This window comes from Rhodococcus sp. USK10 (assembly GCF_019378875.1).
In the GTDB taxonomy this organism is placed as follows: Bacteria; Actinomycetota; Actinomycetes; order Mycobacteriales; family Mycobacteriaceae; genus Rhodococcus_F; species Rhodococcus_F pseudokoreensis.
Map to the genome: position 1 here is coordinate 4,136,846 of NZ_CP076048.1, position 24,177 is coordinate 4,161,022.

At 68.4% G+C, this 24,177-nt stretch carries 21 protein-coding genes and 1 pseudogene; 14 read left to right on the top strand and 8 right to left on the bottom strand.

Translation table 11 applies throughout. From position 1 onward, the window contains the following. Positions 1 to 23 precede the first annotated feature (23 nt). The 3 genes from I1A62_RS26005 to I1A62_RS26015 are packed head-to-tail and all read left to right on the top strand — an operon-like array spanning position 24 to position 3,975. A complete protein-coding gene (locus I1A62_RS26005) occupies positions 24 to 1,481 on the top strand; it encodes an amino acid permease (RefSeq protein ID WP_219460999.1) in 1,458 nt (485 codons plus the stop codon). Then, positions 1,478 to 2,278, top strand: a complete 801-nt coding sequence (locus I1A62_RS26010) for a carbon-nitrogen hydrolase family protein (protein WP_219461001.1) — start codon at positions 1,478 to 1,480, stop codon at positions 2,276 to 2,278. Before I1A62_RS26005 ends, I1A62_RS26010 begins: the two co-directional genes overlap by 4 nt. Next, positions 2,275 to 3,975 carry an NAD(P)/FAD-dependent oxidoreductase gene (locus tag I1A62_RS26015; RefSeq protein WP_219461003.1) on the top strand — a complete coding sequence of 567 codons (1,701 nt, stop codon included), beginning with the start codon at positions 2,275 to 2,277 and terminating at the stop codon, positions 3,973 to 3,975. The genes I1A62_RS26010 and I1A62_RS26015 overlap by 4 nt, the downstream gene beginning before the upstream one ends. A 32-nt stretch (positions 3,976 to 4,007) precedes the next feature. Here I1A62_RS26015 and I1A62_RS26020 read toward each other — a convergent pair whose 3' ends face one another. Together I1A62_RS26020 and I1A62_RS26025 are read right to left on the bottom strand one after the other, a co-directional pair. Next, entirely contained in the window at positions 4,008 to 5,345 is a 1,338-nt protein-coding gene (locus tag I1A62_RS26020) for an amylo-alpha-1,6-glucosidase (protein WP_124389528.1), read from the bottom strand. 47 nt (positions 5,346 to 5,392) lie between these two features. Beyond that, a pseudogene (locus I1A62_RS26025) lies at positions 5,393 to 6,219 on the bottom strand (class I SAM-dependent methyltransferase). 235 nt (positions 6,220 to 6,454) lie between these two features. Between I1A62_RS26025 and I1A62_RS26030 the strand changes: the two are divergent. The 6 genes from I1A62_RS26030 to I1A62_RS26055 all read left to right on the top strand — a co-directional run bounded on the left by I1A62_RS26030 (position 6,455) and on the right by I1A62_RS26055 (position 12,522). Then, positions 6,455 to 6,661 carry a heavy-metal-associated domain-containing protein gene (locus I1A62_RS26030; protein ID WP_124389526.1) on the top strand — a complete coding sequence of 69 codons (207 nt, stop codon included), beginning with the start codon at positions 6,455 to 6,457 and terminating at the stop codon, positions 6,659 to 6,661. A gap of 30 nt (positions 6,662 to 6,691) precedes the next feature. Continuing rightward, positions 6,692 to 7,582: a hypothetical protein gene (locus I1A62_RS26035; protein WP_219461005.1), complete on the top strand. Its 891-nt coding sequence runs from the start codon at positions 6,692 to 6,694 to the stop codon at positions 7,580 to 7,582. After that, positions 7,582 to 9,852: a cation-translocating P-type ATPase gene (locus tag I1A62_RS26040; RefSeq protein ID WP_219461007.1), complete on the top strand. Its 2,271-nt coding sequence runs from the start codon at positions 7,582 to 7,584 to the stop codon at positions 9,850 to 9,852. The genes I1A62_RS26035 and I1A62_RS26040 overlap by 1 nt, the downstream gene beginning before the upstream one ends. Next, complete coding sequence (locus tag I1A62_RS26045) at positions 9,849 to 10,163, top strand: metal-sensitive transcriptional regulator (RefSeq protein ID WP_072945011.1); 315 nt, start codon at positions 9,849 to 9,851, stop codon at positions 10,161 to 10,163. The genes I1A62_RS26040 and I1A62_RS26045 overlap by 4 nt, the downstream gene beginning before the upstream one ends. A gap of 37 nt (positions 10,164 to 10,200) precedes the next feature. Next, a complete protein-coding gene (locus I1A62_RS26050; protein WP_219461011.1) occupies positions 10,201 to 12,273 on the top strand; it encodes a copper-translocating P-type ATPase in 2,073 nt (690 codons plus the stop codon). Between the two features lie 72 nt (positions 12,274 to 12,345). Then, a complete protein-coding gene (locus I1A62_RS26055) occupies positions 12,346 to 12,522 on the top strand; it encodes a hypothetical protein (protein WP_192581701.1) in 177 nt (58 codons plus the stop codon). A gap of 108 nt (positions 12,523 to 12,630) precedes the next feature. Here the strand turns inward: I1A62_RS26055 and I1A62_RS26060 are convergent, their stop codons facing one another. From I1A62_RS26060 to I1A62_RS26085, 6 genes are all read right to left on the bottom strand, one after another. After that, on the bottom strand, positions 12,631 to 13,254 hold the full coding sequence (locus tag I1A62_RS26060) for a sigma-70 family RNA polymerase sigma factor (RefSeq protein ID WP_219461015.1): 624 nt from the start codon (positions 13,252 to 13,254) through the stop codon (positions 12,631 to 12,633). A gap of 492 nt (positions 13,255 to 13,746) precedes the next feature. Beyond that, the gene (locus I1A62_RS26065) at positions 13,747 to 14,556 is read right to left on the bottom strand and encodes an ABC transporter permease (protein ID WP_219461017.1); all 810 of its coding nucleotides are present in this window, start codon (positions 14,554 to 14,556) and stop codon (positions 13,747 to 13,749) included. Next, complete coding sequence (locus tag I1A62_RS26070) at positions 14,553 to 15,479, bottom strand: ATP-binding cassette domain-containing protein (protein WP_219461018.1); 927 nt, start codon at positions 15,477 to 15,479, stop codon at positions 14,553 to 14,555. The genes I1A62_RS26065 and I1A62_RS26070 overlap by 4 nt, the downstream gene beginning before the upstream one ends. Before the next feature lie 714 nt (positions 15,480 to 16,193). After that, positions 16,194 to 17,561: an arylsulfatase gene (locus I1A62_RS26075; RefSeq protein WP_219461020.1), complete on the bottom strand. Its 1,368-nt coding sequence runs from the start codon at positions 17,559 to 17,561 to the stop codon at positions 16,194 to 16,196. 216 nt (positions 17,562 to 17,777) lie between these two features. Then, complete coding sequence (locus I1A62_RS26080) at positions 17,778 to 19,004, bottom strand: MFS transporter (protein ID WP_219461022.1); 1,227 nt, start codon at positions 19,002 to 19,004, stop codon at positions 17,778 to 17,780. Positions 19,005 to 19,008: 4 nt separating this feature from the next. Beyond that, a complete protein-coding gene (locus I1A62_RS26085) occupies positions 19,009 to 20,358 on the bottom strand; it encodes an NAD(P)-binding domain-containing protein (RefSeq protein WP_219461024.1) in 1,350 nt (449 codons plus the stop codon). Between the two features lie 103 nt (positions 20,359 to 20,461). On the opposite strand from I1A62_RS26085, the gene I1A62_RS26090 reads away from it, so the two are divergent. The 5 genes from I1A62_RS26090 (at position 20,462) to I1A62_RS26110 (ending at position 23,900) form a co-directional block, all read left to right on the top strand. After that, positions 20,462 to 21,325: a metalloregulator ArsR/SmtB family transcription factor gene (locus I1A62_RS26090; RefSeq protein WP_124389516.1), complete on the top strand. Its 864-nt coding sequence runs from the start codon at positions 20,462 to 20,464 to the stop codon at positions 21,323 to 21,325. Between the two features lie 25 nt (positions 21,326 to 21,350). Beyond that, the gene (locus I1A62_RS26095; protein ID WP_124389607.1) at positions 21,351 to 21,881 is read left to right on the top strand and encodes a DinB family protein; all 531 of its coding nucleotides are present in this window, start codon (positions 21,351 to 21,353) and stop codon (positions 21,879 to 21,881) included. Between the two features lie 102 nt (positions 21,882 to 21,983). Then, a complete protein-coding gene (locus tag I1A62_RS26100; RefSeq protein ID WP_219461025.1) occupies positions 21,984 to 22,826 on the top strand; it encodes a class I SAM-dependent methyltransferase in 843 nt (280 codons plus the stop codon). Between the two features lie 448 nt (positions 22,827 to 23,274). After that, on the top strand, positions 23,275 to 23,523 hold the full coding sequence (locus I1A62_RS26105; protein WP_124396472.1) for a type II toxin-antitoxin system Phd/YefM family antitoxin: 249 nt from the start codon (positions 23,275 to 23,277) through the stop codon (positions 23,521 to 23,523). A gap of 5 nt (positions 23,524 to 23,528) precedes the next feature. Beyond that, complete coding sequence (locus tag I1A62_RS26110; protein ID WP_257890929.1) at positions 23,529 to 23,900, top strand: type II toxin-antitoxin system VapC family toxin; 372 nt, start codon at positions 23,529 to 23,531, stop codon at positions 23,898 to 23,900. The last annotated feature ends 277 nt before the right edge of the window (positions 23,901 to 24,177 follow it).

Genomic DNA, 24,177 nt, shown 5'->3' on the forward strand with positions numbered 1-24,177 from the left:
CTCCACCGCTCAGGAGCTCAACGTTGGACATCACCAAAATTTCTCCGCGCCCGCCGGGACTGGCCAGCGCACTGCGCGCCCGCAAATCGGTCGAGGCGATCGTCGCGCGCAACGACCAGGAACCCGGTCACGGCCTCGCACGGTCGATGGGCCTGGTGCACCTCACCGCACTGAGCATCGGCGCCTCGCTGGGCACGGGCATCTTCGTCATCCTCGGCGAGGCGACACCCAAGGCCGGCCCCGCCGTCGTCCTCGCGTTCGTGCTCGCGGCGTTCACCGCACTGTTCTCCGCGCTTTCCTACGCGGAACTCGCGGGCAGCATCCCCGTCTCCGGCAGCTCCTACTCGTACACCTACGCAACCATGGGCGAACTGTTCGCGTGGATCTGCGGGTGGTGTCTGATGCTCGAATACGGCGTCTCGGTCGCGGCCGTCGCCGTCGGCTGGGGCGAATACATTAACGAACTCCTCCACGGCATGTTCGGCATCGCGCTCCCCGCCGCGATCAGCGAATCACCGGGAGCGGGCGGCATCGTCAACGCGCCCGCCATCGTCATCGTGCTCGTCGCGGTGGTCCTGCTGACCCGCGGCGCGTCCGAGAGCGCCCTGGTCAACACGGTCATGGTCGCGCTGAAGGTCCTCGTGCTCGTGTTCTTCTGCGCGGTCGCGTTCACCGCGTTCCGCGCCGGGAACTTCGCACCGTTCGTTCCCCTCGGCGCGGCAGGCGTGACGGCCGCGGCCTCCCAGGTGTTCTTCGCCTACATCGGATTCGACGCCGCCTCGACCGCCGGCGACGAGGCGAAGAACCCGAAACGCGACCTGCCCCGCGCCATCATCCTCTCCCTCGTGATCGTCACAGCCCTCTACTGCCTGGTCGCGATCGCCGCCGTCGGCGCGATGCCCTGGCAGGACATCGCCGGTGAGGGCGCCGCACTCGCGACCATCCTGAATGCCGCGACCACCAGCACCTGGCCCGCCATCTTCCTGTCCGCGGGCGCGGTGATCGCCATCGCCAGCGTCGTCCTCGCCGTGATGTACGGGCAGACCCGCATTCTGTACGCGATGTCGCTCGACGGCCTCGTTCCGCGGATCTTCTCCCGCGTCAGCCCGCGCACCCGGGTGCCCGTCGTCAACATCGTCGTCGTCGGCGCCGTCGTGTCCGCGCTCGCCGGGTTCGTGCCGCTGGGCGAACTGGCCGACGCGACGAGCATCGGCTCGCTGTTCGCGTTCATGCTCGTCAACATCGCCGTCATCATCCTGCGCCGCCGCCATCCCGACCTGCACCGCAGCTTCCGGACCCCGCTGTTCCCACTGATGCCGGTCCTCGGCGTCGTGTTCTGCGCGCTGCTGCTGTTCGGCCTCGGCGTGTCGACGTGGGTGGCGTTCGCGCTGTGGATGGCGGTGGGGCTCGCGATCTATTTCGCGTACGGCGTCCGCAAGTCCGAACTCCGCAGCAGTCCGGAAGAGGTGACAGCGCAATGAGAGCGGCACTGTTCCAAGGTCCCGAACTCTCCTTCGACGTCGCGGCGAACCTCGCCGACATCGCCTCCGCCGCGCAGACGGCAGCGGCCGCCGGGGCGTCCATCCTGGTCTGCCCGGAAATGTCGGCCACCGGCTACAACATCGGATCCCTCATCGCGGAGCGAGCGGAACCCGCCAACGGACCGATCGCGGCACGGATCGCGGAGATCGCGCACGAGTCGGGCATCACCGTCGTCTACGGCTACCCGGAGGCGGACGGCGACGTCGTCTACAACAGCGTGCAGGCTTTCGACGCGTCCGGGAACTCGCTCGCGAACTACCGCAAGACCCACCTGTTCGGCGAACTCGACCGGTCGCACTTCGCGGCCGGCGACGAACTGGTGGTCCAGTTCGACCACGACGGCATCCGGTGCGGACTCCTGATCTGCTACGACGTCGAGTTCCCGGAAGCCGTTCGCGCCCATGCCGACCGGGGAACACAGTGGCTCGTCGTCCCCACCGGCCTGATGAGTCCGTACGAATTCATCGCGGAGAGCGTCGTCCCCACCCGGGCCTACGAGAGCCAGGTGTTCGTCACGTACGTCAACCGGTGCGGCACTGAAACCGACCTCGACTACTGCGGATCCAGTTGCGCGATCGCACCCGACGGCACCGAACTCGCCCGGGCAGGCCGCCACGAAGAACTGGCGATCGTCGACCTCGAACTCGACGTCCTCCACCGATCCCGCCGCGACAACACCCATCTCGACGACCGCCGCGTCGACCTCTACCCCTTCCTGCAGGAGAAGACTTCATGACGATCCCCGTCACCCCGGACAGCACCGCCACGGACACCGACGTCCCGCCGCTGACGATGTTCGGTCCCGACTTCCCGTTCGCCTACGACGACTACATCACCCACCCGTCGGGCCTCGGTTCGGTGCCCGCCGACCGGCACGGCAGCGAGGTGGCGGTGATCGGCGGCGGGCTGTCCGGCATGGTCACGGCGTACGAACTGATGAAGATCGGCCTCAAACCGATTGTCTACGAAGCGGATCAGATCGGCGGCCGGATGCGGTCGCAGCCGTTCGAGGGACACCCCGGTGTGGTGGCCGAGATGGGCGCGATGCGGTTCCCACCGTCGTCGACCACCCTGTTCCACTACCTCGACGCCACCGGACTGCGGACCGAGGCGTTTCCCAACCCGCTCGCCGATGCCACCCCCAGCACGGTCATCGACCTCAAGGGCGAAACGTATTACGCACAGCACCTCGACGATCTGCCGCCCGTGTTCCGGGAGGTCTCCGACGCGTGGCAGCGCACGCTCGAGGAGCACGCCGAACTGATCCCGCTCCAGCAGGCGATCCGCGACCGCGACACCGCCGAACTGAAGCGGATCTGGAACGACCTCGTGGTCCGACTGGACGATCAGACGTTCTACGGCTTCCTCGCGTCGTCCAAGCACTTCGCGTCGTTCCGGCACCGGGAAATGTTCGGGCAGGTCGGTTTCGGAACGGGCGGCTGGGACACCGATTTCCCCAACTCGATCCTCGAGATCCTGCGCGTCGTGATCACCGCCGCCGACGACCACCACCGCGGCATCGTCGGCGGGTCGCAGCAACTGCCGCTACGCCTGTGGACGGACACCCCGACGGGGATGGCGCACTGGCCGGACGGCACCTCGGTGCGCTCGCTGAACGGCGGGGAAACCCGTCCCCGCGTCACGGCGGTCCGGCGCACCGCCCCCCATCAGGTGACGGTCACCGACTCGTCCGGTGAGATCCGCACCTATCCGGCCGCCGTCTTCACGGCGCAGAGTTGGATGCTGCTCAACAACATTCATTGCGACGACGACCTGTTCCCGATCGACCACTGGACCGCCATCGAACGTACCCACTACATGGGTTCGACGAAGGTGTTCGCCCTCGTGGACCGTCCGTTCTGGAAGGACAAGGACCCGGTGACCGGCCGCGACCTCGTCAGCATGACGCTGACGGACCGGATGAGCCGCGGCACCTACCTTCTCGACCAGGGTGACGACAAGCCCGGCCTGATCTGCCTGTCCTACACGTGGTCCGACGATTCGCTCAAACTGCTGCCGCTCGACGCGACCGAGCGGATGAACCTGATGATCAAGTCGCTCGAGGAGATCTACCCGGGCGTGGACTTCCGCAGTCACATCATCGCCACCCCCGTCACGCTGTCGTGGGAGACCGAGCGCGACTTCATGGGTGCGTTCAAGGCGAACCTCCCCGGTCACTACCGGTACCAGGAGCGGCTGTTCAGCCATTTCATGCAGGACGAACTCGACCCGCGGCACCGCGGCATATTCCTGGCCGGCGACGACATCTCCTGGACCGCGGGCTGGGCGGAGGGCGCCGTGCAGACCGCGCTCAACGCCGTCTGGGGAGTGATGCACCACCTCGGCGGCGCCGCCCCGGCCGACAACCCGGGCCCCGGCGACCGGTACGCCGAACTCGGTCCCATGCGCTTCGCGCCCGTGAGTACTTATTAACCACGGGCGGTTAATAAGTACTCACGGGGGCGTCAGCCCAACCAGTCCAAAACCGCAGCGGCCGTCCACGACTGCTGCATGCTGCCGAGGGGCTGACCGGTGAACGGTTCGTAGTATTCGGCGAAGCTGCCGTCGCTGGCCTGCCGCAGTCCCTCGGACCGCAGCAGGTGGGCGCGCTCGGCCCACCCGCGCCGAGCGAACGCCCAGGAGAACAGCCACGTCATCACCGGCCACACCGGACCACGCCAGTATTCGCGCGGACGGAAGTCGCCCGACACCGGCGACGTCGACGGCGGCACGGCGTACCGGAGGTCGGGGTGGCCGCAGAACTTCGGCCCCTCGAACGTGCGGAGCAGGGCGCGTTCGGCGTCGCGGCTCAGACCGCCGCACAGCAGGGGCGAGAACATCGCCAGGGTTTCGGTGGAAATCCACCGGCCGCTCCGCAGATCGAAATCGCGTGCCGCCCCCGACCTTTCGTCGGTAGTCGTGAGGACGCCCTGCCGGAACCGGGCCGCCCACCCGTGCAGTTCCCGGACGTCGGCGTTCGGCATCGAATGTTCCTCACCGATGGTCGCGAGCACCTCGCACGCCATCGAGAACACAGCGCTGACGAACACGTCCTCCACCGCGAAGCTCATGGCGGTGGCCAGTTCCGCGTCGTCGTAGCGGACGGTCTTCATTTCCTCGAGCAGCCACAGGTAGCGGTCGTACTCGCCGTTCGACGGCCGCTGTCCCGTGTCGGCGACGTGGGACAGGTCCTCGCGCAGATATGCGGGCATCGCCCCGGCCACGACGTTGGCGTACGAGTGGTCCCAGCGCGGCGAGTTGTCCATGCCGGATTCCCAGCCGTGATACAGCGCGATCCGGCCGTTGCCGTCGAGGTCGCGGGCGTGGGCGAGCCAGCGGTGCCAGCGCACGAGGTCGGGCCAGCGCCGGTCGAGGAACTCCTCGGCGACGGCGCGGGTGCTGCGACCGTGCCTGCGTGAGTGGTCGAGGATGCGCTGCACGGCGATGGCGTGGACGGGCGGCTGCGTGATCCCCGACGTCTGCGTTCCGCTCGGCGCGTGCGCCGCGAGCGTCCCGCATTCCCACCGCCCGGGGCCGGGGAAGTATCCGTCGACGCCGTTCGCGAACACGATGTGCGGGATCATCCCGTTCTTCCACTGCGCCGACAGCAGGGTGTCGAGTTCGACGACGGCCCGCTCCACGCTCAGCGGCGCCAGTCCGACCGCGACGAACGCGGCGTCCCAACTCCACATGTGCGGGTACAAGCGCGGCGCAGCACTCGTCATGGTGCCGAGGTCGTTGCCGCGAAGCAGGTACGCGGCACGTGCCGCGAGCTGTGTCGGGGTGAATCCGCGGTCCGCCATTGCACCATTCTGCTGCGGGTCGGCCCACACCGCTCGTCGGACGGGGTTCAGCCCGCGAATCCGCACAGGGTCAGCATCGGGCGCGAGTCGCGCAGCGGCCGCATGTCCGACAGCCGGCGGAGCAAAGCCGAACCCCACAGGCCCCGGCCGAGCGGTAACGCGACCTCGCGGGTGTACTCGAGGTGAGGCACCCGGTCGGGCAGGTCTTCCGCCTCGCCTGCGGAGAGGTGGAACGGCATCGGCGGGACGGTGTAGTCGCCGTGGATCCGCAGTCCCTTCAGCGTCTTACGGCTGAACCATTTCGGCACCGAGTCGAACATCATCCGGCCCCGGGGAATCGCCGGGCGCAGTCGCCGATGAGGGACAGCGACTCGTCGGGTGGCAGATACATCAGCAGGCCCTCCGCCGAGACGAACACACCCCGGCCGGTGTCGACGTGGTCCATCCAGGAGCGGTCGAGTGCGGACACCGCGAGGGTGGTGACGTTCGGCTCGTCCGGCAGCAGTTGCCTGCGCAGCGCGATCACCTCGGGCAGGTCGATCGACACCCACCGGACGTCGGGGTCGCCGATCCGCCAGTAGCTGGTCTGCAATCCCTCGCCGAGCGCGACGACGGTTCCGTCGGGGTGGGCGGCGAGGAATGCCCGGATCTCGTCGTCGAACGCCTGCGCGCGCAGGGCGTGGGATTGACCGGGTTTCCCGAAGTTCTCGTACGGATAGTCGAGGGTCTCGTAGAGCTTCACGGCGAGCGGGTCCTCGAACGCGGTGTCCGGGCGCGCCGCCTCGACGGCGCGGTTGCGGAGCGTCCACATCATCGTCGCGGGCACACCGGTCAGGGTGGTGGCGTCCACCCGCTTCCGGCCGTCGTCAGGCATTCCGCACCGGGTCGGGGTTCTCGGCGAGCGGTGTGCGGCGCAGCGTCTGGGTGCGAAACGTGTCCATCGACATTGCCAGGCTCCGTTCCCGGTGATATGCGGTACACCACTCAATCACCTTTTCGGGCCCGCGTGGGCGAGGAACACCGACTCGGCACACGCTTGCGGGAATACGGTAGGGGGGTATGGTAGTTCTCAGAGAAGACATCGATACCCCGAAGAGAGGCGAACCCCCGTGAGCACCTCCAGCGTCACCGTCACCGGCATGACCTGCGACCACTGCGTGTCCTCGGTCACCGAGGAGATCAGCGAACTCCCCGGCGTCACCGCCGTGAACGTCGATCTGGCCACCGGCACGGTCGTCATCGAGAGCACCACCGACCTCGACCCGGGCGCCGTCGCGGGTGCCGTCGAAGAAGCCGGGTACTCAGTCGCCGGCTGAGCCGGCAAACTCCAGCACAGGAGCCCCATCATGAACGCAACCGGCAAGTTCGCCGGATTCACCGTCGGCCTCGTCGTGATCTTCGGTGCCGCGCTCGCCCTCGGGTCGGTTGCCGGCCCGGACGTGGCCGAGCCCGCGGCGCACACGGCCGGGGACGACGGGCACAGCGCGGCGGGTCATGACGCCGCCGCCGACCCGACGCCGGGCGGACTGTCGCCCACGGCGGACGGTTACACCCTCGAACTGGCATCCGACCAGGTCACCGCCGGTCCCGCGGTCCCGGTGCAGTTCCGGATCACGAACCCCTCGGGGGTACCCGTGACGGACTACACCCCGGAGCACGAGAAACTACTGCACCTGATCGTCGTCCGCCGCGACCTCGCCGGATTCCAGCACGTGCACCCGACTCTCGACGCGGCCGGAACGTGGAGCGTCCCCCTCGACCTCACCCGCGGCGGCGACTACCGCGTGTTCGCGGACTTCACCCCGGCAGGCGGGGAAGGCGTCACCCTGGGCACGGACCTGCGCGTCGCCGGCACCTACGACCCGCAGGAACTGCCCGCACCCGCACCGACCACCACCGCGGACGGCTACACCGTCACCCTCGACGGCACGCTGCGACCGGGTGAGACGTCGAACGTCACGCTCTCGGTGAGCCGCGACGGACGGCCCGTCACCGATCTGCAGCCGTACCTCGGCGCATACGGCCACCTGGTGGCGCTGCGCACCACCGACCTCGGCTACCTGCACGTCCACCCCGACGGACATCCCGGCGACGGCGTCACCGCGGCCGGTCCCGGGATCGACTTCGCCGTCACCGCACCCAGCGCGGGCGACTACCGGCTGTTCCTGGACTTCCAGCACGCCGGCGCCGTCCACACCGCGGAATTCACCGCCACCGCCGCACCGGAGGAGAAGTGATGACCCACGGGGCCGACATCGCGGCACCACCCGATTCTCAGATCGAACTGGCCATCGGCGGGATGACGTGCGCGTCGTGCGCCAACCGCATCGAGCGCAAGCTGAACAAACTCGACGGCGTCACCGCGACCGTCAACTACGCGACGGAGAAGGCCCGCGTCCACTACGACGCCGCCGACATCTCGCCCGAGGATCTCGTCGCGACGGTGGAGCAGGCCGGATACACGGCGCGACTGCCCGAGGTGAAGCCCCCGGCTCCGGAGGAAATGGACCCGGCGGCGGAACTGCGGCAGCGGCTGCTCGTGTCGGCGGTGCTGACGGTCCCCGTCATCGCAATGGCGATGATCCCGGCGCTGCAGTTCACCAACTGGCAGTGGCTGTCGCTCACCCTCGCGGCCCCGGTCGTGGTGTGGGGTGCGTGGCCGTTCCACAAGGCCGCGTGGACGAATCTGCGGCACGGCACGGCGACCATGGACACGCTGGTGTCGATGGGCACGCTGGCCGCGTTCGGCTGGTCGCTGTACGCGCTGTTCTGGGGCACCGCCGGCATGCCGGGGATGACGCACCCGTTCGAGCTGACGATCGCGCGGGTCGACGGCACCGGCAACATCTATCTGGAGGCCGCGGCGGGCGTCACCACGTTCATCCTCGCCGGCCGCTATTTCGAGGCCCGCGCCAAGCGGCGGGCCGGTGCGGCGCTGCGGGCGCTGCTCGAGCTGGGCGCCAAGGAAGTGTCGGTGCTGTGGGACGGCACCGAACAGCTGATCGGCATCGACCAGCTCGACGTCGGCGACCTGTTCGTCGTCCGCCCCGGCGAGAAGATCGCCACCGACGGCGTCGTCGTCGAGGGCTCGTCGGCGGTGGACGCGTCGATGCTGACCGGTGAATCCGTGCCCGTCGAGGTGTCGCCCGACTCCGAGGTGGCAGGCGCGACGGTCAACGTCGGCGGCCGGATCGTGGTTCGCGCCAGCCGGATCGGAGCCGACACCCAGCTCGCGCAGATGGCGTGGATGGTCGAGGACGCGCAGACCGGCAAGGCCGAGGTGCAACGACTGGCCGATCGGATCTCCGGCATCTTCGTTCCGATCGTGATCGCGTTGTCGGTCGCGACCCTCGGTTTCTGGATCGGAACCGGCGGTGCGGTCGCCGCCGCGTTCACCGCCGCCGTCGCCGTCCTGATCATCGCGTGCCCGTGCGCGCTCGGACTCGCCACCCCGACCGCCCTCATGGTCGGCACCGGACGGGGCGCCCAGCTGGGCATCCTGATCAAGGGCCCCGAGGTTCTGGAATCGACCCGGCGCGTCGACACCGTTGTGGTCGACAAGACCGGCACCGTCACCACCGGCACGATGTCGCTGCACGACGTGATCGCCGCCGACGGTCAGGACGAGGAGCAGGTTCTCCGGTTCGCCGGGGCACTCGAGGACGCGTCCGAGCACCCCATCGCCCGGGCGATCACCCGCGGCGCGAAGGAGCGACTGACGACCCTTCCCGACGTCGAACAGTTCACCAGCGTCGCGGGCCTCGGCGTCCAGGGCATGATCGACGGACATGCGGTGGTCATCGGCCGCGCGAAACTGCTCCGCGACTGGTCGCTGCACCTCACCACCGAACTCCAGCGGGTCGTCGAGGCGGCGGAGTCGGAGGGCAAGACGGCGGTCGGGATCGGCTGGGACGGCAAGGCGCGCGGCGTGCTCGTCGTCGCCGACACCGTCAAGCCGACGTCCCGCGAGGCGGTTGCGCAGTTCCGGGAACTCGGCCTCACCCCGATCATGCTCACCGGCGACAACAAGTCCGCTGCCCGGGCCATCGCCGATCAGGTCGGCATCGGCGAGGTGATCGCGGAGGTGCTGCCGCAGGACAAGGTGGACGTGGTCAAGCGTCTGCAGGCCGAGGGCAAGGTGGTCGCGATGGTCGGCGACGGGGTCAACGACGCCGCCGCGCTCGCGCAGGCCGACCTCGGCCTGGCCATGGGCACCGGCACGGACGTGGCCATCGAGGCCAGCGACCTCACGCTGGTCCGCGGCGACCTCCGCGCCGCCGCCGACGCAATCCGGCTGTCGCGCAGAACGTTGAGCACGATCAAGGGAAACCTGTTCTGGGCCTTCGCCTATAACGTCGCGGCGCTGCCGCTGGCGGCGGCGGGTCTGCTCAACCCCATGCTGGCCGGTGCCGCCATGGCATTCTCTTCGGTGTTCGTCGTGAGCAACAGCCTGCGACTGCGCCGGTTCCAACCGCTGACCACTCCCACCCGAGGGGAACAATCATGACCGAGCAACCGCACACCGACCACGAGTCCGGCCACGGATACATCAGCGCCAAGGACGACTACCTCAAGCGACTGCGCCGCATCGAGGGCCAGGCGCGGGGTCTGCAGCGGATGGTCGAGGACGAGAAGTACTGCATCGACATCCTCACCCAGGTCTCGGCGATGACCAAGGCGCTGCAGGCGGTGGCGCTGGGCCTGCTCGAAGACCACATCAGCCACTGTGTCGTCGACGCCGCCGTCGCGGGCGGCTCCGAGGCGGACGCGAAGATCAAGGAAGCCACCGACGCCATCGCACGACTGGTGCGTTCCTGAAAACCTGACCACGAGAGCAGCTTCCGAGGGAGCAGGCATGTCTCACGATCATCAGAAGGAAATGGAACAGGTCCGGCACACCGGACACGATCACGACGGCCACACCGATCGGCACGCCGGCCACGGCGCGCACGGTGAGGTGTTCCGGCAGAAGTTCTGGATCAGTCTCGCGCTGTCGGTGCCGGTGGTGGTGTTCAGCCACATGTTCGCCGACCTCCTCGGTTACACCGTCCCCGACTTTCCCGGCGCGTCGTGGATTCCGCCGGTGGTCGGTACCGCGATCTTCTTCTACGGCGGCGCACCGTTCCTCACCGGTGCATGGAGCGAACTGAAGTCGCGGCAGCCGGGCATGATGCTGCTGATCGGGATGGCGATCACGGTCGCGTTCCTCGCGTCGTGGGTGACGACCCTGCAGATCGGCGGGTTCAACCTCGACTTCTGGTGGGAACTGGCGCTTCTCATCGTCATCATGCTGCTCGGTCACTGGCTGGAGATGCGGGCGCTGGGGTCGGCGTCCGGTGCCCTCGACGCGCTCGCCGCGCTGTTGCCGGACACCGCGGACCGGGTCACCGGCGACGGCGTCGCCGAGGTCCCCGTCTCCGAACTCGTCACCGGCGACCTGGTGCTTGTGCGGGCCGGCGGCCGCATCCCCGCCGACGGCACCGTCGCGGACGGCCGCGCGGAGGTCGACGAATCGATGATCACCGGCGAATCCAACCCCGTCACAAGGACGATCGGCGACCCCGTGGTCGCGGGCACCGTCGCCACCGACAGCGCGCTGCGGCTCACCGTCGGCGCCGTGGGGGAGGACACCGCTCTCGCGGGTATCCAGCGTCTGGTCGCCGACGCGCAGTCCTCGTCGTCCCGCGCCCAGGCCCTCGCGGACCGTGCGGCCGCGTTCCTGTTCTACTTCGCCTCCGTCGCAGGGCTTCTCACGTTCGTGGTGTGGTCGCTGCTGGGCAACCTGGACGAGGCAGTCGTCCGGACCGTCACCGTCCTCGTCATCGCCTGCCCGCACGCCCTCGGCCTGGCGATCCCCCTCGTGATCGCCATTTCCACCGAACGCGCCGCGCGGGCCGGTGTGCTGGTGAAGGACCGGCTGGCTCTCGAACGCATGCGCAACGTCGACGTCGTCCTGTTCGACAAGACCGGCACCCTCACCCAGGGTAGGCACGCGGTGACGGGCCTCGTCGCGACGGCCGGTGTCACCGACACCGACCTGCTCGCGCTCGCCGGCGCCGTGGAGGCGGACAGCGAGCACCCGGTCGCGCGTGCGATCGTCGCCGAGGCTGCCGCGAAGGTTCCCGCCGAGTCCCGCCGCACCGCGTCCGATTTCCGGTCACTGCCGGGTCGCGGGGTGCGCGCCGTGGCCGACAGCGCGGAGGTGGCCGTCGGCGGGCCGGCAATGCTCGCCGAACTGAACGTAACGGTCCCCGATGACGTTGCCGCGCAGACGAAACGGTGGGTCGAGCGCGGCGCCGCCGTCCTCCACGTCGTCCGCGACGGGAAGGCACTCGGCGCGGTGGCGCTCGAGGACGCCGTCCGCGAGGAGTCCCGGCAGGCGATCGACGCCCTGCACGCACGGGGTGTGAAGGTCGCCATGATCACCGGCGACGCCCGGCAGGTCGCCGACGCCGTCGCCGCCGACCTCGGGATCGACGAGGCGTTCGCCGACGTCCTGCCCGAGAACAAGGACGCGCAGGTGGCCGCACTCCAGGCCCGCGGCCACCGCGTCGCGATGGTCGGCGACGGGGTCAACGACGCCCCCGCGCTCGCCCGCGCCGACGTGGGTGTCGCCATCGGAGCCGGCACGGACGTCGCCATCGAATCGGCGGGAGTCGTCCTCGCCGCCGACGACCCCCGCGCGGTGCTGTCGATCATCGACCTGTCGCAGGCGAGCTACCGCAAGATGTGGCAGAACCTGGTGTGGGCCACCGGTTACAACATCATCGCCGTGCCGTTGGCCGCCGGTGTGCTCGCGTTCGCCGGGGTCGCGATCTCCCCCGCGGTGGCGGCGATCCTGATGTCCGTCTCCACCATCGTCGTCGCCCTCAACGCGCAGCTGTTGCGAAAACTCGATCTGGATCCGGCACGGCTGGCGCGGAACTGACCGCGGTCTGCGTCCATTCCCATTCTCCTCCGCCTGTTCTGGTACCCATCCCCACGGATCAAGGAGTTCACCATGACCAACCCGAACGAGTTCGAGACCCCGGCGACCGATCGGACGGACACGACTCCGCAGGCCGCGGCGCCGACGTGTTGCAGCACCGAACGGCAGACCACCTGCTGCGACCAGAGCGAGAAGTCGACGTGCTGCGGTCCGGCGGCAACGGCCGGCGGCGGGTGCGGCTGCCAGTAGTCCTTACCCGGCAACACGGTGGTGCGGTGCGAGCGAATATGGGCTCGCACCGCACCTCCGTCTGGGCTGGGGACAGGCGACCGCCGTCACCAGAGACGGTGTAGCGGTCTACTGGTCCGTCGTGGGTGTGGCTCCGCAGGCGCAGGATCCGCTGCGGGGCTGGTAGTCGTGCACATGGCCGGCGCGGTCCTGGCTGATCTCACAACACGCGTGCAATTGGGCCTGAAGGGCGGCGCGGCCTCGCTGGACCCGGGATTTCATCCCGGACACCGAGATTCCCGCCTCACCCGCGGCCGCGGCGTGGGTTCGGGCGTCGAGGTCGACCATCTTCACCGCCGCGGCCTGCTCGGCGGGCAGCCCGGAGAGCATCGGCACCAGGCAGGAGGCGAGTTCCTTCTCCGCCACCTCGTCGGTGTCCGGTTCGGCAGGGTTTTCAGGGACGGCGTCGACGGCCAGCTCACGCCGATGGGGCGCGGACCGGTAGTAGTCGGTGATCGCGTTGCGGGTGATGGCGTACATCCAGCCCAGGAGCCGGTCCTGATCGCGCAGATTGTCCAGGCTCTTGGCCATTCGCAGGAACACGATCGACAAGATGTCGTCGGCGTCCTCGGGCCGGGAGACTCGGCGGGCGATGAAGGCCCGCAAATCGCTCGAGAAGCGGCGCCAGAGCTGATCGAGATCAGCTGGCTCCTGATGGGGTGCGGTCGCGGTAGTGGTCGATTCCTCGCTCATGATCCGTGGTTCCTTTCCGTTTCCAGCATCCCCGTCAGGCGGCGCGGTTGCGACCCCTGGGGACGTCCTCTCCGGTACCGACGGCGGCGGCCGCAATCGGACGCACCCGCGATCCGATGCAGTCTGCGTCCGAATCCGGTTTACCTCGTCTGTATGGGTGTCGATGTCGATGTCGGGTTCTCCGATTCGACGCACCAGTAGAAGCGCGGTGAGGAGGTGAGAGCGATGCTGACCACACATCTATTTTCGGGTCTGACCAGCGAAGAGGTCGATCTGATCGTGGCGGAGGAACTGCATCTGCTCGACGCCGCCGCATGAGCGCCGTCGACGCCCGCACCGGGCGTATCCGCTGACCACAGCACTCTCTCAGCCTCTACCCTCTCCACCGGGGTAGGGGCCAGAAGAGTGCCACGGCTCCGGGACGGACAGCGCACACGAAGAACCCGCCCCGTCTCTTGGTGGAAGGACAGGGCGGGTGTGTCCTCCGTTCAATCAGCGGCCGCGTGCCAACCGAACCAGGCGGGTGAGAACCGGAACGGCGGTCACCAGCGCCCACAACCCGATCGCCGCAATCAGGGCGGTGAGAGTGTCCCCCGCGGTGGCGGTGCCGAGGACGTGTCCGCGCAGGGCGTCGGTGGCGTGTGCGACCGGATTCACCGTGGCCATTGCCTGCATCCAACCGGGCATGGTCTCGATCGGCGCGAACGCACTCGAGACGAACATCAGCGGCATCATCACCATCATCCCGGTGAACTGGACCACGTCCGGGCGCCGCAGCCGATCCCCGATCAGTCCGAACAACGCGCTCATCGCCCCCGCCAACACCACCAGCACCACGACCGCGGCGACGGCATCGACGGCACTGCCGTGGAACTCGAAACCCAAAGCCACGGCGGCGATCCCGAGCAACGCAGCCCGAGCGAGTGTGAACACGGCCTCATTGATGGTGCGAGCGATACCGGGTAGGCCTGCGCGCATCGGCAGGGCCGCGAAGCGGTCATGCAGGCCGTTGGTGTGATCGATCGCGGCGGACACTCCGGCGTTGGTGCCGGCCATCACCGTGGAGACGGCGAGCATCGCCGGGGTGAGGAAGACGATGTAGCTGACCCCGGCCGGAAAACCGGGTCCGGCGGCGACGCTGCGAAACACCTGGCTGAACAGCACCAGCATCGCCATCGGCATGGTCAGCGAGAACATCAGCAATTGCGGGACGCGGGCGCTGGTGCGCAGGTTCCGGACGGTCAGGGCGGCGAGCTGGTCTACGACCGGGGACCGGCCGATCGAGGTGGCGGTGGTGGTCATTTGTGGGTTCCTGAGTGGGCGAGGTGGGTGAAGACGTCGTCGAGGCTCGGCGAGGTCACGTCCAAATCGGTGACCTCGATGCCGCCGCGGTGCAGGCCGGCGACCAGGGCGGTCGCGGCCGGGGCGTCGTCGACGGTGACCGACACCCGGACCTTGTCGCCGTCGACCCGGTCCGTGTCCGGGATGAACGGCAGACTTCCCAGTTGGTGGGTGGGGATGGTGGCGGTCAGGACCTTGCCGCCGACGATCCGTTTCAGCTCGGCGGGGGTGCCGCGGGCGGCGACCCGGCCCCGGGCCAGGACCACGATGTGGTCGGCGAGCCGGTCGGCCTCCTCGAGGTACTGGGTGGTGAGCACCACGGTGGTGCCAGCGTCGGTGAGCTCGTCGACGACATCCCACAGGCTGGCGCGGGCGATCGGGTCGAGGCCGGTGGTCGGCTCGTCCAGGAACAGCACCGACGGGGACCCGACCAGGCTGGCGGCCAGATCGACCCGGCGGCGTGAGCCCCCGGAGAGTTCCCCGACCCGCCGCGTCGCGTATTCCTGCAGCCCGAGCCGGTCGATCAGCGCTTCGGCCCGGGCCCGGGCGGCGGTGCGGCGCAGCCCGGCCAGTCGGCCGATCAGCTCCAGATTCTCGCGGGCGGTGAGGAATTCGTCGAGTCCGGCGTATTGGCCGGTCACCCCGATCCGGCGGCGCACCCGGTCGGCGTCGGCGATGACGTCGAGGCCCTCGATCTGCACGCGGCCGACGGTCGGGCGCACCAGGGTGGTGAGGGTGCGGATCAGGGTGGTCTTGCCGGCACCGTTGTGGCCGAGGACCCCGAGTGTGGTCCCGGCAGCGGCGGACAGGTCGACGCCGTCGAGGGCCCAGGTTGTGCCGTAAGCGACGTGCAGGTCCTCGACGAGGACGGCGGGGGCGGTCATCGCACGCCCCCGCCGTGGCCGCCGGCCTCGTGGCCGGTTCCGGTGGGAAAGAACAGGTGGGTGGTCATCGGAGGATTCCTCTCGAAGAAGGGCGTTCCCCCACTCGATGTGGGCGGGAGTTACCTCCTCAGACGAACCACCCGCGAGTTGGACGCACCAGCCGCCGAATCAGGTGGATCGACCCCGGGCGAGCGGGCCACCAGCGGGCTTCAGCTGCGTCCAGCGCTCGGGAGTCGAGTTGCACAGGCCGCTACCCGGTCCGCTGGGGGCGACAGACCTCACTGCTGAGGCGTACAAAGGAAAAGGCAGGCGCGGCCGGTGGCATAGGACCACCGCCCACGCGAAGCGCGTAACTGGTGGAGCGGTCTCCTCTCGTCCCACGTGGAGAGGACATCGCATGAGCGTTCCTTGGGCTTCGCGGGCACGATCGGATGCGTACTGGGCGCAGCAAATCTGCGACGAAGCACACGACCGCGAAAATGCCGAGGCAAGAAAGGTATATGCAGCGACTGCGAAACGCCCGACCCTGGCCGACAACAGCCAGGGCCTCAGCAACACCGCCCCAGCCACAGATCACGGTGAGTAATCACGTCGTGCATCCAACCTCCGATTTAAGGTTACGAATCAGCTGGGGCGCACCAGGCGCCGGCCACGTCGACAACCTGACCATCATTGTCTTCAGAACCCCGCGTGAACGGCGGCCGGGCGATTCCGTCACGGCGGTGATGCGTAGCCTGTGAAGTCTTCTCCTGTCGCGATGTTGGGGTACTCGGCCACGCTCTGCTGAAATTGCGTGATCTGTTCCTGTACGGGGCGCAGCACCCAGCCCATGTCCATCGACACCTCCCAGAGATTGAAGCGCTCCCCGGGATCTCCGATGAGGTTGAATACCATCGGGAGCTGTACGTCGGTGATGGGTGCATCGATGGCGTCGGACTTGCGGAAAACGACCTTGAAGTTCTTCCATTTCACCGACATCAGCCGGCCGTCGAGACCGAAATACAGGACCGCATCCCTCCCGGAGGTGTCCTGCTTACCCAACAGATGGTCGGCGGCATCGACACCATCGATGGGGCGGTCGGTGGGCACCCGGTGTGACTGCCCAACCAGCCCGGCCAGCGTGGGTAGCCAGTCCACCGCGGAAAGCAGTTCCTGGCTCTGTCGTCCGGCGGGGACATGGTCAGGCCAGCGGATCACCGCCGATACCCGGTAGCTGCCTTCGAACGGCGGGTTGAAGAAATCGCCCTGCCACGGACCATTCGACCCGCCGTCCGCGCTCTTGAGGGGACTGGTGGCGTTGTCGCTGCTGAAAACGACGATGGTGTTCTGGGCGATGCCTGCGGCGTTGATCGCATCCAGAATCTCGCCGACGCGAAAGTCGATCTCGGTCAGGCAATCCGCATACAGTCCCCCACCGGATGTGCCCTTGAAGTCCGGGTGCACGCCGACGGGGGGATGAATCTGCAGAAGTGCGGTATACACGAAGAACGGCTTCTGCGCCTGGGCGTGCCGCCGAATGTAGTCCACCGTGCGCGCGGTGATCTTCTCATCCCCCAGGTCCTTGGACCGCCGGTCGAGGGCACCGGCCGCCGTTACCGGTTCGCCCTTGACGCCCTCCCACCACTGGGGCTCGGGATAGCCCAGTTCGCCGAAGCGCGTGTATGACGCATAGCCCGCTTCATCGGAGGAGTTCTTGATCCCGAACCACTCATCGAAGCCTTGGTCGGTGGGCAATCGGCCCGGCGTTTCACCCAGGTGCCATTTGCCGAAGGCGGCGGTGGCGTAGCCCGCGTCGGAGAACAACTCGGCCAACGTGTACTCCCACGGCGCAAGCCCGGCATCGCCCTGGCCGGGCAACGGCACCTTCGTGGTCCCCGATCGCACGGGCAGCCGGCCGGTCATGATCGCTGACCGCGTCGGGGTGCATTGCGCCTCGACGGTGTAGTTGTTCAAGCGCATTCCGTCGGCCGCAAGCGAATCGATCCGCGGCGTCGGGACGGTCCCGCCGTAACAACTGAAGTCACCCCACCCGCAATTGTCCACGAGGATGAAGACGACATTGGGTGCGGTCGACGGCGTCATGAGCAAGCTCTCCTCCGGTATTTCCGTTCCTCCGAACCAGGCGCAGGGGCTCATCGGGACCGCGGGTCGCACAGATGAGAAGTCCGGATCCACCGCCCCCCACACCCCCACCTGAAACCACTCAGGCCAGACGAAGTTACGGGCACGCAAGAACGAGGCTAGCGCGAGCGACACCCGGCGTCATAGTCTTTCAACTTCAATTGTCCCTTCCAGGTGTCAGGGGGCGATTCCGGCTTTGCGCTGGTGGGGGATGCTGGCGGCCCCGATGAGGGCGGCGACCACGGCGAGGGCGGCGAGGATGAGGTAGGCGTGGGCGTAGCTGCCCGTCCACGCCGACAGGGCGGTCCCGGCCCAGGGGGCGAGGGCCATGATGATGACGATCGGCGCGGACATCAGCCCGTTGAGGCGTCCGTAGTGGGTGGCGCCCCATCGGTCGGTGATCGCGGTGGCCTGGATCAGGGTGAAGATCCCGCGGACCAGCCCCGCGCCGATGGCGACAGCAATCAGCGCGACCACCGAGGTCACGATCCCGAGCAACGCGGTGCTCGCGGCGGTGGCGGCGAGGATCACCACGATGCGGGTGCGGGCGGTGGTGCGGGCAGCGATCGGGAGGTAGCCGAGGCGGCCGAGAACCTGCCCGGCACCGCCGAGTCCGAGCGTCAGGGCGGCGAGGGATGGGGAGAAGCCCTGCTCGATCAGCAGCGGCACCAGGTTGAACACCCCGGCGAACGCGACGAACGCCCCGAGACTCAGGGCCGCAACGAGGGCGAGGAATGCCGGGCTGCGGGAGGCGTCCCGGTGATCGACCGGATGGTTCCCGGTCGGGGCAGGTGGGTGCGGCCACCGACCGCGCAACCCCAGCAGGTGCCCGGGCACGGTGATGATCGCCAGGATCGCGGCGAGGACGAGATACGTGGCCCGCCAGTCGTACCGGCCGACCAGCTCCGCGGTCAGCGGGGCGAAGACGGTGCTGGCCAACCCGGCGGCGAGGGTGAGGATCATCAGGGCTTTGACGTATTTGTCGCCGTACCAGCGGGTCAGCGCCGCAAACGCGGGCGGATACAGCACCGCGCCCATCGCGATCCCGGCGGCGATCCATCCGGCGTAGAAGATCGGCAGGTTCGGTGCGGCCGCGACCACCAGCAGGGACGGGACGGCCACGACGGAGCCGGCGGTCATCACGACCCGGGGCCCGATGCGGTCGATGATCCGTCCCACCGGAATGCCCGTGAGTGCTGCGGCGAGTTGGGAGAGGGAGAAGGCGGCGGTGAGCACCGGCAGCGACCACCCGGTGTCCGCCGAAATGGACACCGACAGCACCGGGAACGCGTAGTAGAGGATGCCCCAGCTGGTGATCTCGGTCAGGCACAGTACCGCCAGCACCCGCCGCAGACCGGTCTCGTCGAGGGACGCGGTCTGTGGCAGGGTCCGGGCGCCGGTCACCGGGTTATCCGCCCGCGCGGGTGGACAGGGTGATCAGCTGCGGGTCCGGGGCGGCGCAGCACCCCACGGATTCTTCCGCTGCCGCTGGGGTGTCGGGGTCGTCGAACACCCCGGCGCCGCCGCACACCCCGGTCTCCGGCAGGGTCAGTTCGACCCGGGCGGCGGCCTCGTGGTCCCCGGCCAGGGCGGCGGCGATGCTGCGGACCTGCTCGTACCCGGTCATCGCCAGGAACGTCGGTGCCCGCCCGTAGCTTTTCATCCCGACCAGGAACACATTCGGCTCCGGATGCGACAGTTCGGCGACCCCGTGCGGGTAGACGGTGCCGCAGGAATGCACGTTCGGATCGATCAGCGGCGCCAACTCGGTGGGGGCCTGCAGCACCGGATCGAGGCCGAGGCGGATCTCCGACAGCCAGGACAGATCGGGCCGGAACCCGGTGAGCACCACCACCCGATCCACGTCCTCGATTCGGGCTCCGGTGTCCGACCCCAACACCACCCGACCGTCCGCACCGTCGGGTTCGATGGTGGCGGTGCGGAACCCGGGAACCACCGTCAGCAGCCCCTCGTCGACCGCGGCCTTGGCGCGCAGGCCGAGGGCGCCGCGGGCCGGCAGCTGGTCGTCCTCGCCGCCGCCGAAGGTGGACCCGACCTCGCCGCGGCGCAGCACCCAGCTGATCCGGGTGCCCGGCGCCCGCTTCTCCAAGCCCGCCAAAGCGACGATCGCGGTCAGCGCGGAGTGCCCACTGCCGGCGATCACGATGTGCTTGCCCGCGTACCGGGCGCGCACCTCGGGGTCGTCGACGTTCGGGACCCGGTATTCGAGGACGTCGGCCGCTGCTTTCTCGCCGAGCGCGAGCAGGCCTTCACCGCCGAGCGGGTTGGGGGTGGTCCAGGTGCCGGAGGCGTCGATCACGGCCTGGGCGGTGATGCGGTCCTCGGTGCCGTCGGCACGGCGCAGGTGCACCGACAACGGTTCGGTGTCGCGGCCGGCGTCGACGACCCGGTCCCGCCCACGACGGGCCACGCCGACCACTTCGGTGCCCAGTTTCACGATGTTGCCGAGTGCGGCGGCCAGCGGGACCAGGTAGTCCTGGGTCCAGTCCTGGCCGGTTGGATACGCCTCGTCGTCCGGGGCCGTCCAGTCGGTGGTCTCGAGGAGGCGGCGGGCGGCCGGGTCGATCAGCTCCCCCCACCGGGAGAACAGCCGCACGTGGTTCCACTCGGCGATCGCGGCACCGGCGCTGTCACCGCGTTCGAAGACCAGCGGGGTCAGGCCGCGTTCACGCAGCTGGGCGGCGGCGGCGAGGCCGATCGGTCCGGCGCCTACGACGACTACGGGCATGGTGTTCATCTCGAAAATCCTTCCATCGACGTTCATCGATCTTCTGCTATCGGAGAGTATCGACGTGCGTCGATGAATGCAACCATCGATGGATATCGATATAGTGGAGGGCATGACTTCCCTGGACATGCCCACCGTCCGCACCCCCGGCGAAGTGGATGCGTTGGCGCCGGAGGACGCGGCCACCTACGCCGGGTGGTTCGCCTGCCTGGCCGATCCGACCCGGGTGCGGCTGCTGCATCAGGTCGCCTCCCGTCCGGCCGGGATCACCGTGGGCGAGCTCGCGGAGGCCTTGGGGATCGGGCAGCCGACCGTCTCGCACCACGTCCGCAAGCTCGCCGATGTCGGTTTCGTCTCGGTGCACAAGCGGAGCACCAGCACCGTCGTCATGGTCAACCCGGCGTGCTGCACCGGGTTGCCGCACGCCGCGGACGCGGTGATGGGGGTGCTGACCCCGCGCCCGTGCTGCCCGGACGACCTGCCCGACGACGTCACCGTCCGCCCCATGGCCGAGCAGGATTGGGACGCGGTGCGCCGGATCTACGGCGAGGGCATCGCCACCCGCACTGCCACCTTCACCACCGAGGTCCCCCTCCAGACCGCTCTGGACGCGCAGTGGCTGCCGGGGCATCGGTGGGTCGCCGAGATCGACGACATTGTGGTCGGCTGGGCCGCGCTGTCCCCGACCTCCGGGCGGGACTGTTACGCCGGGGTGGCCGAGAACTCCGTCTACGTCGCCGACGGCATGCGCGGGCGCGGCGTCGGTAAGGCGCTGCTGCGTACCCAGGTGATCGCGGCCGACGAGGCCGGGCTGTGGACGCTGCAGACCTCGATCTTCCCGGAGAATCGGGCCTCCATTGCCCTGCACCACTCCGCCGGGTTCCGCACCCTCGGTGTCCGTGAACGCATCGCCCAGCTCGACGGGATCTGGCGGGACACCGTCTTCCTCGAACGCCGTTCTCCTGTCGCCGAATAACCTCTCGAAACAGTTGGGGCACATGATGTCCGAGCCGCCACCGGTTGATCGGGCCGCGATCGCCGCCGATCTGGAGCGTGCCCGGGTCGCCTTGCACGAGTTGGTCGACGGCGCGAGTACCGAGCAGCTCGCTCGGCGCTCGTCCGGCACCCGCTGGACCAACGAGCAACTGCTGTTCCACATGGTGTTCGGCTACATGGTCGTCCGGCGGCTGCTGATCCTGGTCCGGGTGTTCTCCCGGCTGCCCGACCCGGTCGGCCGAGGGTTCGCCCGCGCCCTGAACGCCGCGACACCGGTGTTCCACCAGATCAACTATTTCGGCTCGTGCGCGGCGGCCACCGTCTTCAACCAAAGGCGGATGGGCCGCCAATGCGACCGCGTCATCGCGAAGCTGCAACGCTCCCTCACCCTGGAATCCGAGACGAACCTACGGCTCAGCATGGCGTTCCCGGTGCGCTGGGATCCGTTCTTCACCGAGACCATGACCCTCGAGCAGGTCTACCGATACCCGGGCAAGCACTTCGACTTCCACCGCGCCCAGCTCACTCTCGGCTGACGCATTCCGCCGAAAATCAGCTCGCGTGCGTCCATCCGGGCCGGCCGTCGTCTATTGGTGTGCCGACATCCCGGCACCCACCATCGAGGACGAGGAAACGACATGACCACCATTCCCACCGATACAGACACCGACCGCTCGCTCAAGGCCAAGCACCGGGCGTTGTGGGCCTCCGGCGACTACCCGACCGTCGCCGCCGAGCTGATTCCGACCCTCGGCGAGGTGCTCGTGGAGGCAGCCGGAATCCGCGCCGGCCAGCGGGTGCTCGACGTCGCCGCCGGCAGCGGCAACGCCGCGATCCCGGCCGCAGCGCGCGGCGCCACCGTCGTCGCGTCGGACCTGACGCCGGAACTGTTCGACACCGGGCGAGCGATCGCCGCCCAGCGCGGCGTCGAGCTGGACTGGGTCGAGGCCGACGCCGAGGCATTGGCGTTCGACGACGACAGCTTCGACGCGGTCATCTCGGTCGTCGGGGCCATGTTCGCGCCGCACCATCAGCGAACCGCCGACGAGATGCTGCGCGTCTGCCGGCCCGGCGGCACCATCGCGATGATCAACTGGACACCGCAGGGCCTGATCGGCAACCTGTTCAAGACCATGGCACCCTACGCACCGCCCCCGCCGCCCGGTGCGACCCCGCCGCCGTTGTGGGGCGACGAGCAACACGTCCGCGACCTGTTCGGCGACCGGGTGACCGCGCTCGACGCGCACCGCCAGTCGCTCGTGATCGACCGCTTCGCAGACCCGACCGAGTTCCGGGAGTTCTGGAAACGCAACTACGGCCCGACGATCGCCGTGTACCGCCGCAATGCCGCGGATCCGGGCCGGATCGCGAACCTCGAGCGGGACTTCCTGCAATTCCTCACCGCGTGGAATAGGGCCGATGCGCCCGGTCGGACGCACTACGAAGCCGAGTACCTGCTCGTCACCGCGCGCAAGCGGTAGCCCGCATCGGCCCTCGGTCACCGTGTAGGGTCTCGCTGCCGGTGGCATTCTGAGACGCCGCGACCTGCGGGCTTGTTGCTCGTCTCACGGCATGGCCACAGCAATCTGTCTCAGTTCCCTGTCATTTCCTCAACCACTACGAAGCGGGCTGTGCAGATTCCGATCCGTAAGTGGATCGCTCTAGCCGACCGATGCCGGCACTACGGGACCTGAAAGGTACGGAGCCCTGGGTTGACCAGAATCTTCTACCCTCACAAGCCCGCTGCTCACCGGCTCGCACGGCGAGGACCTGCCTCCGGCGATCCTGACCTGGCTCGAAGGTGACGGATGGACCACCGCCACCGAGCTCGTCTGCGACGTCCGCAGCCGAAGGCTGCCCACGTAGTCGCCCTCTCGGTTCGCTATCCATCGTCGAACAACAGAAGTAGCATTAGTGCTACCATGGGGTATGGAGAGTTTGGGGTTGAGGGAACTGCGCCAGCATGCCAGCGACTACGTCAAACGTGCCGAAGCTGGGGAGACGATGCTGATCACGGTCGCCGGCCGGCCGAGCGCAATCCTCGGCCCGGCTGGGCGGAAGACGTGGTGCGCCTTCGACGAGGTCGCCGACATCTTTCAGACCGACACCGATCCGACGTGGGAAGCGGACCGCAACTTGATCGACGATCCGATCGCGGACCCCTGGGCGTCCCGGTGAGGACAGTGCTCGATACGAGCATCCTGATCGCGAACGATGCCCCGCCCATTGAAGGGGAGGTCGCGATCAGTGCCGTGAGCCTGGCGGAATTGCACTTCGGACTCCTGGTCGCGCCCACCGCGCAGCAGCGAGCTCAGAGGTTGCAGCGACTGATCGCCGTGGAACGCAAGTTCGAACCCCTACCCGTCGACGCCGGTGTCGCTCGAAGTTACGGGCAGCTGGCCGCTGCTGTGCAAGCGTACGGCCGCAAATCTCAGCCCCGAGCCCTCGATCTTGTGATCGCCGCCACCGCGCACGCGAACAACGCCCGACTCGTCACCCGCAACGCGGAGGATCTTCGCGGCATCGAACACCTGCTGGATGTCGAGGCCCTCTGACGGCAACCTGCATCGATGTCGGGTTGCCGTTACTCGACTCGCTCAGTTGGCCGCCTGCACGGCGGGCTTCGCTCGGTGTGGAGTTGATCCCGTGGTGTCGTGCGCCCGTAGCGGGGGAAGCAATGACAGCGCGTGCTAGTGCGGCAGGTAAGGCGCACAGGCCCGTCTCGCGGGTGGGCACCACGTAAGTCAGCAGCGCTTCAAGGGAATCGGCGCTGAAACATGTTCCAGTGGAGATGATTTGAATACTTGCCGAAGCTACTGAACATGCTGCGGG

Coding starts and splice junctions, on each gene's coding strand:
- I1A62_RS26060 (WP_219461015.1), bottom strand. CDS start 13,254: ATGAGCGAGGAATCGACCACTACCGCGACCGCACCCCATCAGGAGCCA.
- I1A62_RS26105 (WP_124396472.1), top strand. CDS start 23,275: ATGGAGAGTTTGGGGTTGAGGGAACTGCGCCAGCATGCCAGCGACTAC.
- I1A62_RS26095 (WP_124389607.1), top strand. CDS start 21,351: ATGTCCGAGCCGCCACCGGTTGATCGGGCCGCGATCGCCGCCGATCTG.
- I1A62_RS26055 (WP_192581701.1), top strand. CDS start 12,346: ATGACCAACCCGAACGAGTTCGAGACCCCGGCGACCGATCGGACGGAC.
- I1A62_RS26035 (WP_219461005.1), top strand. CDS start 6,692: ATGAACGCAACCGGCAAGTTCGCCGGATTCACCGTCGGCCTCGTCGTG.
- I1A62_RS26040 (WP_219461007.1), top strand. CDS start 7,582: ATGACCCACGGGGCCGACATCGCGGCACCACCCGATTCTCAGATCGAA.
- I1A62_RS26020 (WP_124389528.1), bottom strand. CDS start 5,345: ATGGCGGACCGCGGATTCACCCCGACACAGCTCGCGGCACGTGCCGCG.
- I1A62_RS26075 (WP_219461020.1), bottom strand. CDS start 17,561: ATGACGCCGTCGACCGCACCCAATGTCGTCTTCATCCTCGTGGACAAT.
- I1A62_RS26090 (WP_124389516.1), top strand. CDS start 20,462: ATGACTTCCCTGGACATGCCCACCGTCCGCACCCCCGGCGAAGTGGAT.
- I1A62_RS26010 (WP_219461001.1), top strand. CDS start 1,478: ATGAGAGCGGCACTGTTCCAAGGTCCCGAACTCTCCTTCGACGTCGCG.
- I1A62_RS26045 (WP_072945011.1), top strand. CDS start 9,849: ATGACCGAGCAACCGCACACCGACCACGAGTCCGGCCACGGATACATC.
- I1A62_RS26070 (WP_219461018.1), bottom strand. CDS start 15,479: ATGACCGCCCCCGCCGTCCTCGTCGAGGACCTGCACGTCGCTTACGGC.
- I1A62_RS26050 (WP_219461011.1), top strand. CDS start 10,201: ATGTCTCACGATCATCAGAAGGAAATGGAACAGGTCCGGCACACCGGA.
- I1A62_RS26085 (WP_219461024.1), bottom strand. CDS start 20,358: ATGAACACCATGCCCGTAGTCGTCGTAGGCGCCGGACCGATCGGCCTC.
- I1A62_RS26100 (WP_219461025.1), top strand. CDS start 21,984: ATGACCACCATTCCCACCGATACAGACACCGACCGCTCGCTCAAGGCC.
- I1A62_RS26065 (WP_219461017.1), bottom strand. CDS start 14,556: ATGACCACCACCGCCACCTCGATCGGCCGGTCCCCGGTCGTAGACCAG.
- I1A62_RS26015 (WP_219461003.1), top strand. CDS start 2,275: ATGACGATCCCCGTCACCCCGGACAGCACCGCCACGGACACCGACGTC.